The sequence below is a fragment of the Streptomyces sp. NPDC048462 genome, assembly GCF_043200175.1.
GTDB lineage: Bacteria > Actinomycetota > Actinomycetes > Streptomycetales > Streptomycetaceae > Streptomyces.
Window position 1 is genome coordinate 1 of the sequence record NZ_JBICXG010000056.1, and the last position, 13692, is coordinate 13692.

At 74.7% G+C, this 13692-nt stretch carries 2 protein-coding genes and 1 pseudogene; all 3 read left to right on the forward strand.

The window, feature by feature from the left end:
- Window positions 1-48: 48 nt before the first annotated feature.
- Window positions 49-7662: pseudogene (locus ACGFU6_RS38930) on the forward strand (type I polyketide synthase); the annotation flags it as partial.
- A complete protein-coding gene (locus ACGFU6_RS38935) occupies window positions 7659-13433 on the forward strand; it encodes an SDR family NAD(P)-dependent oxidoreductase (RefSeq protein WP_393617320.1) in 5775 nt (1924 codons plus the stop codon). The pseudogene ACGFU6_RS38930 and the gene ACGFU6_RS38935, both read left to right, overlap by 4 nt.
- 31 nt (window positions 13434-13464) lie before the next feature.
- Window positions 13465-13692 (forward strand): polyketide synthase docking domain-containing protein (locus tag ACGFU6_RS38940; protein WP_393617321.1); only part of this gene is annotated, 228 nt, incomplete at its 3' end.

A 13692-nucleotide genomic window follows, 5' to 3' on the forward strand; every position in this document is an offset into this window, starting at 1 on the left:
CTCCTGGATCGGGGCTTCGGCACCTTTGTCGAGTCCAGTGCGCATCCGGTGCTGGGTATCGGTATTCAGGAGTGTGCTGATGCGGCCGGGCTGGACGTCGTCGTCAGTGGTTCGTTGCGGCGTGATGAGGGCGGTTGGGAGCGTTTCCTGACCTCGGGCGCGGAGCTCTTCGTCCGTGGCGTCGATGTCGACTGGACCGCCCTCTACGATGGCACGGGGGCCAGGATCGTCGACCTGCCCACCTACGCCTTCCAGCACGAGCACTACTGGCTGGAGCCTTCCGCTCCGTCCGCGCCCGCCGCCGACCCGACCGGTACGGACTCCTGGCGCTACCGCACCACCTGGAAGGGTCTGAGCGCCAAGGATCCTGACGCCCGCCTCTCCGGGCGCTGGCTCCTCGTCCTCCCCGAAGGCACCGCTGCCCTCGCCGACGCGGCCGAGGCCGCCCTCGTCCGGCACGGTGCCCGTACCGAACGCCTGACGCTCGACGCGCACACCGCCACCCGCGAGACCCTGGCCGGCCGGCTGGACTCGTACCGGACCTCGGGCGAGACCTTCGACGGAGTGCTGTCCCTCCTCGCCCTGGCAGAGGGCACGGAAGCGGTTCTCGCCTCCCTCGCGCTCCTGCAGGCCGCTGCCGACACCGACCTCGCCCCGGCCGGGGTGTGGGCCCTGACCCGACAGGCCGTGGCCGTCACCCCCGGCGAGCTGCCCGAGGACTCCGGGGCGCAGGTGTGGGCCTTCGCCCGGGTCGCCGCGCTCGAACTGCCCGCCCTCTGGGGAGGCGTCGTCGACCTGCCCGCGCAGCCCGACGACCGCGCCTTCGACCGGATGGCCGCCGCCCTGGCCCAGGGCGGCCGACCCGGTGCCGAGGACCAGATCGCCGTCCGCGCCTCCGGCTCCTACGGCCGCCGGGTGACCCGTGCGGGCCAGACCACCGCCGGGACGGCCGAGGACTCCCGCTGGACGGCCCGGGGCACTGTCCTGGTGACGGGTGGTACCGGTGCGCTCGGTGCTCATGTGGCGCGTTGGCTCGCGGGGGCCGGGGCCGGGCATCTGGTGCTCACCGGGCGCCGTGGTCCGGATGCTCCCGGGGCTGCCGGGCTGGCCGAGGAACTGCGCGCCCTGGGTGTCGAAGTCACCCTCGCGGCCTGTGACGTCTCCGACCGTGAGGCGTTGGCCGTCCTCCTCGACGCCCACCCGCCCACCGCCGTCTTCCACACCGCCGGCGTGCTCGACGACGGGGTGATCGGTTCCGTCACCGCCGAGGCCTTCCGCAGGGTCCGCGCCCCGAAGGCCGACGCGGCGCACCACCTGCACGAACTGACCCGCGACCGAGGCCTGGAACTGGACGCCTTCGTCCTCTTCTCCTCCGTCACCGGCACCTGGGGCAACGGCGGCCAGGCCGCCTACGCCGCAGCCAACGCCTCCCTCGACGTACTCGCCGAACAGCGCCGCGCCGAGGGCTTGCCCGCCACCTCCATCGCCTGGGGCCTGTGGGGCGGCGGCGGCATGGCCGAGGGCGCCGGCGAGGAGAGCCTGAGCCGCCGCGGCATCAGGGCCATGGACCCCGACGAAGGCATCAAGGCCCTCCACCGCGCGCTCGACCTGGGCGACACCTGCGTCACCGTCCTGGACGTCGACTGGGCCGACTTCGCCCCGCGCACCGCAGCGCTGCGCCCCGGGCCCGTCTTCGACACCGTGCCGGAAGCCCGGCACGCGCTGGAGGAGGCGCGGCAGCAGGACCCCGCCGGAGCTTCCATGGGCCCCGCCGACGGACTGGCCCAGCGGCTCGCCGCACTCCCCGAGGCCGAACGGACCCGCACGCTGGTCGAGCTCGTGCGCGGCGAGGCCGCGGCGGTGCTGCGGCACCCGAGCACCGACGCCGTCCGCGCCGACCGGGCGTTCAAGGACACCGGCTTCGACTCCCTCACCGCGCTGGAGCTGCGCAACCGCATCGCCGGTGCCACCGGTCTACGGCTGCCCGCCACCGTCGTGTTCGACCGCCCCAACCCGGCCGCGCTCGCCACGTACCTGCTCGGCAAGCTCCTCGGAGACACCCCCGAGGCGACGCCCGCCCCCGTTCCCGCAGCCCGAGCGGCCGGGGACGCGGAGGACCCGATCGTGATCGTGAGCATGGCCTGCCGCTTCCCCGGCGAGGCCGACAGCCCCGAGGCCCTGTGGGACCTGGTCATGGCCGAACGTGACGTCATCGGCGCCGCGCCCACCGACCGCGGCTGGAACCTCGACGAGGTCTACGAGCCCGACCCGGAGTCGGGCCGCCGAGGCACCACGTACGTCCGCGAGGGCGGGTTCCTGCACGAGGCAGCCGAGTTCGACGCCGAGTTCTTCGGGATCTCGCCCCGCGAGGCCCTGGTGATGGACCCGCAGCAGCGGCTCCTGCTCGAAACCTCCTGGGAGGCCCTGGAACGGGCCGGCATCGACCCGCTGTCCCTGCGCGGCACCCGCACCGGCGTGTACGTGGGCCTCACCCACCAGGAGTACGCCTCCCGGCTGCACGAGGCGTCCGAGGAGCACGAGGGCTACCTGCTCACCGGCAAGTCCGCGAGCGTGGTGTCCGGGCGTATCTCGTACGTGCTCGGCCTCGAAGGCCCGTCCGTCTCCGTGGACACCGCCTGCTCCTCCTCCCTCGTCACCCTGCACATGGCCGCGCAGGCCGTTCGCGCGGGTGAGTGCGATCTCGCCCTCGCCGGCGGCGTGACGGTCATGGCCGCCCCCGGCCTGTTCGTTGAGTTCTCCCGGCAGCGGGGGCTGGCCGTCGACGGCCGCAGCAAGGCCTTCGCCGACGCCGCCGACGGCACCAGCTGGGCCGAGGGCGCCGGCATGGTCGCCGTCGAGCGGCTGTCGGAAGCCGTCCGCAAGGGCCACCCGGTGCTCGCCGTCATCCGCGGCGACGCCGTCAACCAGGACGGCGCCAGCAACGGCCTCACCGCCCCCAACGGCCCCTCCCAGGAACGGGTCATCCTGCAGGCACTGGCCAACGCCGGTCTGGGGACTGCGGATGTGGACGTGGTCGAGGCGCACGGGACGGGCACCAGGCTCGGTGACCCGATCGAGGCGCAGGCACTGCTGGCCACCTACGGGCAGCGCCCGGCGGAGCAGCCGCTGTGGCTCGGCTCCCTGAAGTCGAACATCGGCCACCCGCAAGCCGCCGCAGGTGTGGCTGGGGTCATCAAGATGGTGATGGCGTTGCGGGAGGGTGTGCTGCCGAGGACGTTGCATGTGGATGCGCCGTCCTCGCAGGTGGACTGGGATGCGGGTGCGGTCGAGTTGTTGACGGAGTCGCGTCCGTGGCCGGAGACCGGGCGTTCGCGTCGTGCGGGCGTGTCCGCGTTCGGTGTGAGCGGGACCAACGCGCACGTGATTCTGGAGCAGGCCCCGGTGCCGGATGTGGCGGGGGAGTCTGTGGTTCGTGAGTTGCCGGTGGTTCCGTTGGTGGTGTCGGCGAAGTCGGGGCCGGCGCTCGGGGTCCAGGGCGAGCGGTTGCGGGCCCGTCTGGGGGCGGAGGGTGCGCCGCGTCTGCTGGATGTCGGCTATTCGCTGGTGACGTCGCGGTCGGTGTTCGAACACCGTCAGGTCACTGTCGGCGCCAGGGTTGTCGAGGACGTTGTGGGTCCGGTGGGTCGTCGGGTGTTGGTGTTTCCGGGTCAGGGGACGCAGTGGGTGGGGATGGGTGCGGGGCTGTTGGAGTCCTCGCCTGTGTTCGCCGCTCGGTTGCGTGAGTGTGCGGATGCGCTGGCGCCGTTTGTTGATTTTGATGTGGTTGAGGTGGTGCGTGCGGGGGGTTCGCTGGACGGTGTGGGTGTGGTGCAGCCGGTGACGTGGGCTGTGATGGTGTCGTTGGCCGAGTTGTGGCGTTCCTTTGGTGTTGTGCCGGATGCGGTGGTGGGGCATTCGCAGGGGGAGATCGCTGCGGCTGTGGTGGCGGGGGCGTTGTCTCTTGAGGATGCGGCTCGTGTGGTGGCGTTGCGGGCGGGTGTGATCGGCCGTGAGCTGGCCGGCCTCGGCGGTATGGCGTCGATTCCGTTGCCGTTGGCGGAGGTCGAGGAACGTCTTACCGGTGCCGGGTGGGCGGGTCGGCTGAGTGTGGCCGCCGTCAACGGCCCTTCGAGCACGGTGGTGTCCGGTGACGCGGACGCGATCACGGAGATCGTGGCCGCGTATAAGGGTGAGGAGGTCCGGGCTCGGCAGGTTCCGGTCGACTACGCCTCGCACTCCGCGCATGTGGAGCGGATCGAGACCGAACTCCTCGACGTCCTCGCCCCGATCACGCCGCGCCGTTCTCAGATCCCGTTCTATTCGACGGTGACCGGTGAGCTGGTTGATACGACAGCTCTGGACGCCGCGTACTGGTACCGCAATCTTCGGCAGACGGTTCGTTTCGAGGAGACGGTCCGGCTGCTCCTGGATCGGGGCTTCGGGACGTTCATCGAGTCCAGTGCGCATCCGGTGCTGGGTATCGGTATTCAGGAGTGTGCTGATGCGGCCGGGCTCGACGTCGTCGTCAGTGGTTCGTTGCGGCGTGATGAGGGTGGCTGGGAGCGTTTCCTGACCTCGGCCGCCGAACTCTTCGTCCGTGGCGTCGACATCGACTGGGCCGCCCTCTTCGACGGCACCGGGGCCAGGACCGTCGACCTGCCCACGTACCCCTTCCAGCGCACCCGCCACTGGGCGCCGACCTCGCCCGCAGGCGTCGGCGACGCCGCGGCCGCCCGCTTCGGCATGGTGTGGGAGACCCACCCGCTGCTCGGCGGCGCGCTGCCGGTCGCCTCGACCGGCGAGACGGTGTTCGCCGGCCGGATCTCCCTCACCGAGCACCCGTGGATCGCCGACCACGCCGTCCGAGGCCGGACCCTGTTGCCCGGCACGGCCTTCGTCGAGCTCGCCCTGCACGCTTCGGCTGCGACCGGCTGCGCCACCGTGGAGGAGCTTTCCCTGGAGGCCCCGCTCGTCCTCGACGGCCACCGCGCCGCGCAGATCCAGGTGCGCGTGGAGACCGCAGACGAGCAGGGCCGCCGACGGCTGACCATCCACTCCCGCCCCGAGGACACCGCCGGCGCCCAAGAAGCCACGTGGACCCGGCACGGCGAGAGCCTCGTCGCCCCCGCCACCCCCTCCGCACCCCCGGCCGTCGCGGACTGGGCCACGGCCTGGCCGCCCGCCGGCACCGAGAAAGTCGAACCCGCCGACATCTACGGGCAGTTCTCTGACCTCGGCTACGAGTACGGCGAGGTCTTCACCGGCATCGAGGCCCTGTGGCGCGGCGACGGCGAGGTGTTCGCCGAGGTCAGGCTGCCCGCTCGGGTCCGGGCCGACGCGGCCGGCTACGGCGTACACCCCGCGCTGCTCGACACGGCCCTGCAGCCCTGGCTGGCCGGCGGACTGCTCGACGTGCCGGACGGCTCCGTGCTGCTGCCGTTCGCCTGGAAGGGCATCACCCTGCACGCGACGGGCGCGGACTCGCTGCGCGTGCGCATCACCCCTGCCGGGGACGGCGCGGTGCGCCTCGACACCGCGGACCTCACCGCGGCCCCCGTCCTCACCCTGGACGCCCTCGTGATGCGGCCCCTGGCGCAGGACCGCCTGGACGCGTTGCTCGGCGCCACCGGCGACAGCGGTCTCCCCCTCTACCGCGTGGCCTGGCAGCGGCCCGCAGGCCGGCCTGCGGCCGAGCCGCCGGCCCGCCTGGCGGTACTCGGCACCGACGGCTTCGGTCTCGCCGCCGCAGGCCTCGCCGAGGCCGGGGCTCACGCGGACGCGGCGGCACTGCGCGCCGCCGTCGACGCGGGCGCCGCACTGCCGGACGCCGTGGTCGCGCAGTTCCCCGCCGGTCCGCAGACCCCGGAGAACGTGCGCGCCCTCACCGCCCGGGGCCTGGCCCTGGTGCAGGACTGGCTCGAGCAGGACGGGCCCCTCGCGGAGGTCCCCCTGACCGTGCTGACCGGGCAGGCCCTCGCGGCCACCGCCGACGACACCGCGGACGGACTCGCGGCGGCCGGCCTCTGGGGGCTCGTACGGTCCGCCCAGACCGAACACCCGGGCCGGTTCGTGCTCGTCGACACCGACGGCACGCCCGCCTCGGCGGACGCGCTCGCCGCAGTGCTCGCCATGGGCGAGCCCCAGTTCGCCCTGCGGGCCGGCGAGGTACTCGTTCCGGCTCTCACCCGCGCGGCGACCGCCGGGACCGGGGCCGACACCACCGTCACCGACAACACCGGGGCCGGCACCGACAACACCGCCACCGCGTTCGACCCCGAGGGGACCGTGCTGGTCACCGGGGCGACCGGCACCCTCGGCCGCCTGCTCGTCCGCCACCTCGTCAGCGCCCACGGCGCCCGCCGACTGCTGCTCGTCAGCCGCAGCGGCCGGCACGCGGCCGGGGCCGCCGAACTGGAAGGGGAACTGACCACGCTCGGCGCCCGCGTCGAGATCGCCTCCTGTGACATGGCCGACCGCTCCGCGGTCGCGGCCCTGCTCGACTGCATCGACCCGGCGCACCCGCTGACCGCAGTGATCCACGCGGCCGGTGTGCTCGACGACGGGGCGCTCGCCGCCCTCGACGCCGAGCGGCTGAACACCGTACTGAGGCCCAAGGCCGACGCCGCCCTGCACCTTCACGAGCTGACCCGGGGCCTGCCGTTGTCCGCCTTCGTGATGTTCTCCGGCGCCGCCGGCCTCCTCGGCCGCCCCGGCCAGGCCAACTACGCCGCAGCCAACACCTTCCTGGACGCCCTGGCGCAGCACCGCCGCGCGGCCGGGCTGCCCGCCGTCTCCCTGGCCTGGGGCCTGTGGGGCGAGGCCAGCGGAATGACCGGGCACCTCTCCGAGGCCGACCTGCGCCGTATGCGGCGCTCCGGCATCGCGCCCATGACCAACGACCAGGGCCTCGCCCTCTTCGATCTGGCCCTCGCGGGCCAGGGGGAACCGGGCGGCGAGGCACTCCTCGTACCGCTGCGCCTGGACGCTCAGGCCCTGCGCCGTGAGCGGGCCGCGCACGGACCCGAGGCCGTCCCCGCCCTGCTGCGTGGCCTGGTCCCGGCTCCCACCGCCCCGAGGGGCGCGGCCGTCACACCGGCAGCCGCTTCGGCCGGCACAGCCGCCACCGGCTCCGGTGAGAGCGCCGCCCAGGCATTGACCCGGCGGCTGGCGCCGCTCGGCGCCGCCGCCCGGGGCCGGGAACTGCTGGCACTGGTCCGGACCGAGGTGGCCGTCGTGCTCGGCTTCGCCGGGCCCGAGGCGGTCGAACCGGCCCGCGCCTTCCGCGAGATCGGCTTCGACTCCCTGACCGCGGTCGAACTCCGCAACCGGATCAACGCCGTGACCGGACTGCGCCTGGCCGCCTCCCTGGTCTTCGACCACCCCACCGCCCAGGCCGTCGCCACGCACCTCGGCGAGGAGCTGGACACCGCCGCGGGCGGCGGCCGGGAGGCCGGCGAGGCCGCCTTCGCCGGACTGGAGGCACTGGAGGCCGCCGTGACCAAGCTCGCCGATGACGACATCCGTCGCGAGGTCGTCCACCGTCGGCTGGCCGCCCTGGTCACCGTCCTGGGCGGGCCCCCGGCCGGCGCGGCCGCCACCCCCGAGCCGGCGCTCGAACTCGCCGACGACGAACTTTTCGCCTTCATCGAGGAGCAGCTGTGACGGGAAGCGCCGCCAACGGCACCAGCACCGGTACCGGCACCGACGACGCCGGCAGCACCGACAAGATCCGCGACTACCTCAAGCGCGTGACCGCGGAGCTCGTCACCACCCGCACCCGGCTGCGCGCCGCCGAAGAGGCCGCCGAGGCCGCCCGGGAGCCGATCGCCATCGTCTCGATGAGCTGCCGCCTCCCCGGCGGGGCCGACACCCCCGAGGCGCTCTGGAAGCTCCTGGAGTCCGGCACCGACGTCGTCTCCGCGCTGCCCGAGGACCGGGGCTGGGACCTGGAGGCGCTCTACGACCCGGACCCGGACACGCACGGCACCAGCTACGCCCGCGAAGGCGGATTCCTCTACGACTGCGCGGACTTCGACCCGGAGTTCTTCGGGATCTCCCCGCGCGAGGCCCTCGCCATGGACCCGCAGCAGCGGCTCCTGCTCGAAACCTCCTGGGAGGCGCTGGAGCGGGCAGGGCTCGATCGCGACGCCGTGTGCGACAGCCGTACGGGCGTGTACGCGGGCGTGATGTACGACGACTACGGCGCCCGCGTCCCGCACGTCCCCGGCGGCCGCATACCCGAGGGGCTCGAGGGCTACCTCGTCAACGGCAGCGCCGGCAGCGTCGCCTCCGGCCGGATCTCCTACACCTTCGGCCTGCGCGGCCCCGCCGTCACCGTCGACACCGCCTGCTCCTCCTCGCTCGTCGCCGTCCACCTGGCCGCGCAGGCCCTGCGCGCCGGGGAGTGCGACCTCGCACTCGCGGGCGGTGCGACCGTCCTGTCCACACCGACGATGTTCATCGACTTCTCCCGGCAGCGCGGGCTCGCCGAGGACGGCCGCTGCAAGGCGTTCGCCGACGGCGCCGACGGCACCGGCTTCGGCGAGGGCGCCGGCATGCTGCTGCTCCAGCGGCTCTCCGACGCCCGGCGCGAAGGCCGTACCGTCCTGGCCGTCATCCGGGGTTCCGCCGTCAACCAGGACGGCACCGGAGCCGGCCTCACCGCCCCCAACGGCCCCGCCCAGCAGCGGGTCATCCGCGCCGCCCTCGCCAGTGGCCGGCTCACCGCCGACCAGGTCGACGCCGTCGAGGCGCACGGCACCGGCACCAGGCTCGGCGACCCCATCGAGGCACAGGCCCTGCTCGCCACGTACGGCCAGGGCCGGCCGGCCTCCTCGCCGCTGCTGCTCGGCTCCCTCAAGTCCAACATCGGGCACACGCAGGCCGCCGCAGGCGTCGCGGGCGTCATCAAGACCGTCCTGGCACTGCGGCACAGCGCCCTGCCCAGGACCCTCCACGCCGACACGCCGTCCACCCGGATCGACTGGTCGGCCGGCGCGGTCTCACTCCTCACCGAACACACCCCATGGCCCGAGCGGCCCGGCGAGCCCCGCCGGGCCGGCGTCTCCGCGTTCGGCGCCAGCGGCACCAACGCCCACATCATCCTGGAGGAGGACCGGACACCGACCGAGCCCGCACCGGCCGGGACCCCGGGCGTCCCCGCACCCGCCCCCGAGGACCCGGCGGCCTCCCCGGCCTCCGGCAGCCTCGCCTGGGCCCTTTCCGCCCGCGACGGGATCGCCCTGCGCGCCCAGGCCCGGCGGCTCGCCGGCCACCTCGCCGCCGCCGACCGCGCCGGGAACCCGGCCGACCCGGCCGCCGTGGCCTCCGTACTCGCCCATTCCCGCACCGCGTTCCCCCAGCGCGCCGTGGTGCTCGGGGCGGACGCCGGCGAACTGCTGCGCGAGGTCGAGGCCCTGGCCGCCGGCGAGGGCACCGACCCGGCCCGCGTGGTCACCGGCCGCGCGGCGGACGGCCGCCGCACCGCCTTCCTCTTCACCGGCCAGGGCAGCCAGCGCCCCGGCATGGGCCGCGAACTGTACGAGTCCCAGCCGGTGTTCGCGCGCAGCCTCGACGAGATCTGTGCCGCGTTCGACCCGCACCTGCCGCGCCCGCTGCGCGAGGTGATGTTCGCCCGGCCCGGCTCCGCCGACGCCGCGCTGCTCGACCGCACCGAGTACACCCAGCCCGCGCTGTTCGCCCTTGAGGCCGCCCTCTACGCCCTCGTCACCTCCCGGGGCCTGCACCCGGAGGCCGTGGCCGGGCACTCCGTCGGCGAGATCACCGCCGCCCACGTCGCCGGCGTGCTCACCCTCGCCGACGCGGCCCGCCTGGTCGCCGCCCGCGGCCGCCTCATGGGCGAGCTGCCCGGGGGCGGCGCCATGGGCGCCATCGCCGCGAGCGCGCGGGAGATCGAGCCCCACCTCGCGGGCCGCGAGGCCGAACTCGGCCTCGCCGCCGTCAACGGACCCAACGCCGTCGTCGTCGCCGGGGACGGGGACGCCGTAGGCGAACTGGTCGAGCACTGGAAGAGCCTCGGTCGCGCCGCCAAGCTCCTGAAGGTCAGTCACGCCTTCCACTCGCCGCACATGGACGGCATGTTGACACAGTTCGAAACGATCGCTCGCGGTCTCCAATACGGACTGCCCAAGATTTCTGTCATGTCGAACCTGACCGGAGAGATCGCGGAAGGCGACGTGCTCGGCGCAGACCACTGGGTCCGCCACGCACGCCGCCCGGTGCGGTTCCTCGACGGTCTGCGCGCCCTGCGCGCCGAAGGCATCGACACCTTCGTCGAACTCGGTCCCGAAGCCGTGCTCACCGCGATGAGCCGGGCCGCCCTCGATACCGACGAGCCGGCCCCCCAGAAGACGGGCCCGGCCACCCTCACCTTCTCCGTACTGCGCCGGGGCCGCCCCGAGGGCACCGCATTCGAGCAGGCCATGGCCACCGCCCACGTGCACGGTCTGCCCGTGGCCACCGCCCCCGCGCCGAACCCCGAGGCCGGTACCGCCCTGGCCGCCCAACTGCCCACGTACGCCTTCCAGCGCAGCCGCTACTGGCTCGACGCCCCCGCCCCACAGGCCCCGCTGGCCGCCGCCGGCCTCTCCCCGGCCGGCCACCCCCTGCTGGCCGCCGTCGTCGCGCTCCCCGACGCCCGGGGCACCGTGTGGACGGCCACCCTGTCCACCCGCACCCACCCGTGGACCGCCGAGCACACCCTCGCGGGCCGGCCGGTCCTCCCCGGCACCGCCCTCCTCGAACTCGCCCTGACCGCCGCCGCCGAGGACGGCGTCGCGGAACTCGCCTTCGAGCACCCACTCGTACTGCCCGAGGACACGCCCGTACGGCTGCGCCTGTGGCACGGCCCGGCCGCCGCCGACGGCACCCGGCCGGTCGCCGTCCACTCCGCTCCGGCCGGTGCGCGGGCCGACGACCCCGACGACGACGGCTGGACCCTGCACGCCACCGGCCGCACCGAGCCCGCCGGCCCGTCCGCCGACGGCCCTGACCTCACGGGCCTGACCGGCACCTGGCCGCCCGAGGGCGCCGAACCCGTCGCGCTCGACGGGGAGCACGAGCGGTTCGCCGAGGCCGGCATCGGCTACGGCCCCGCCTTCCAGGGCCTGCGCGCCGCCTGGCGGCTCGGCCAGGACGTCTACGCGTACGCCGCCCTGCCCGAGCCGGAGGCGGCCGAGGCACCCGGATACGGGATCCACCCCGCCCTCCTCGACGCCGCCCTGCACGCCGTGACCGCCACCCGCGAGGACGCCCACGGGCTCGTCCCCTTCGCCTGGACCGGCGCCACGCTCTACGCAGCGGGCGCCGACGCCCTGCGGATCCGGCTCTCCCCGGCCGGCCCCGACTCCGTCGCGGTCACCGCCGCCGACCCCGAGGGCCGGGCCGTCTTCGCCGCCCGCTCCCTCGCCATGCGCCGGATCTCCGCCGACCGCGTCGCCGCCGACCTGCTGCTGCGCCCCGCATGGAACCCCCTGCGGACCGCGCCCGCCGCCGGGGCGGCCACCGTCCAGGACACCGACTGGTACCTCGTGGGCGACCACGACCCGGCCGTGGCCGAGGCCCTGACCGCCGCCGGCGCACGCCCACGGCACTGCGCCGGCCTGCAGGACCTGGACGGCGTACGCACCGGCGACGGCACACCCGTCCAGGTGCTCGCCGACCTGCGCGGACCGCGGGACCCGCACGAGGCAGGGACCCACGCCCTCGCACTCGCCCGGTCCTGGCTCCTGGCCCCACACCTCGCCGGAGCCCGCCTGACCCTGCTCACCCACGGCGCCGTCGACTGCGCCGGTCCCGTTACCGACCCCGCAGCCGCCGCGGCCTGGGGCCTGCTGCGCTCCGCGCGGACCGAGCACCCCGGCCGCTTCGCCCTCGTCGACCTCGACACCGCCCCGGCCTCGTACGCCGCCCTGCCCGCCGCCCTCACCCGGGGCGACGCGCCCGGACAGCTCGCACTGCGCGACGGCACCCCGCACGCCCCGGCCGCTGTCCGTGCCGCACCCGGCACCGCACCCGGCACCGGCACCGTCTGGAACCCCGAGGGCACCGTCCTGGTCACCGGCGGCACCGGCGGGCTCGGCTCCGTCGTCGCCCGCCACCTGGTCCACCGGCACGGCGTACGCCGGCTGCTGCTGACCAGCAGGCGCGGCCCGGACGCCCCCGAGGCGGCCCGGCTCACCGCAGAACTCACCGGGGTCGGCGCCTCGGTCCGCGTCGCCGCCTGCGACGCCGCCGACCGTGAGGCCCTCGGCGCACTCCTCGCCGAACTGCCCGCCGCCCACCCCCTGACCGGCGTGGTCCACACCGCGGGCGTACTCGACGACGGCCTGGTCACCGCCCAGAGCGCCGACCGCCTCGCCGCCGTACTACGGCCCAAGGCCGACGCCGTCCGGGTCCTGCACGAACTCACCCGCGACCACGACCTCGACGCTTTCGTGCTCTTCTCCTCCGCAGCCGGGTTCCTCGGCAGCGCCGGACAGGCCACCTACGCCGCCGCCAACGCCTACCTCGACGCCTTCGCCTCCTGGCGGCGCGCCCAGGGCCTGCCCGCCCTCTCCCTCGCCTGGGGCCCCTGGGCCGGCGAGGGCATGGCCGGCGAACTCTCCGGGGCCGACGCCGCCCGGCTCCGCCGCAGCGGGCTCGTCCCCCTCTCGCACCCCGAGGCCCTCGCCCTCTTCGACGCGGCCTGCACCCGCGAGGAACCTGTTCTGCTACCTCTGCGCATCGACCCCGCCGCAGCCGGCGACGCCGGCAGCGCACTGCCCGAGGTCCTGCACGTCCTCACCGGACCCGCCCCTCGCCGCCGCCCGGCCGCGCACACCGCACGGCCGACCGCCGGGACCACCGACGCGGAGCGGCCCGCCGGATTCGCCGACCGGGTCGCGGCACTGCCCCGTGCCGAACGCGCCGCGTTCCTCCTCGATCTCGTACGCACCGAGGTGGCAGCCGTGCTCGGTCACGCCGGCCCGGCCGGAATCGCCCCGAACCGCAGCTTCAACGAAGCCGGCTTCGACTCACTCACCGCCGTGGAACTGCGCAACCGGCTCACGGAGGCCACCGGACTGCGGCTGACCGCGACCCTGGTCTTCGACCATCCGACGCCCCTGGCCCTCGCCGAACACCTCGACGGGGAACTGCCGGGCGCCGAGGCCTCCGTACTCGTCCTGCTCGACCAGCTCACCGAGGCCGCGAGCCGGGCCGGCAGTCTGCCGGACCTCGGAGAAGAGGCCCGACAGACCATGGCCGACCGCCTCGCGGCACTGCTCGCCGACCTCGGCACCGTCGCCGCGGACCCGGCCGGGCACACCCCGGATCCGGACGCCCCGGACACCGGCGACGTCACCGAACTACTCCATTCCGCCTCCGACGACGAGCTGTTCCAGCTGCTCGACAATGACTTCCGCACTGCCTGAAGCCCGGCACCGACACCTCCAGGGGAGAGCTGTGTCTGCTAACGACACCCACAACGACGCCACCGGCAGCGAGGGCAGGCTCCGCGACTACCTGCGCCGTGCCATGACCGAACTGCACGAGACCCGAGAGAAGCTGCGCGCGGTCGAGGAGCGCGGCAGCGAACCCATCGCGATCGTGGGGATGGCGTGCCGTTTCCCGGGTGGGGTGGGTTCGCCGGAGGGGTTGTGGGAGTTGGTGTCGTCGGGGGTGGATGCGGTG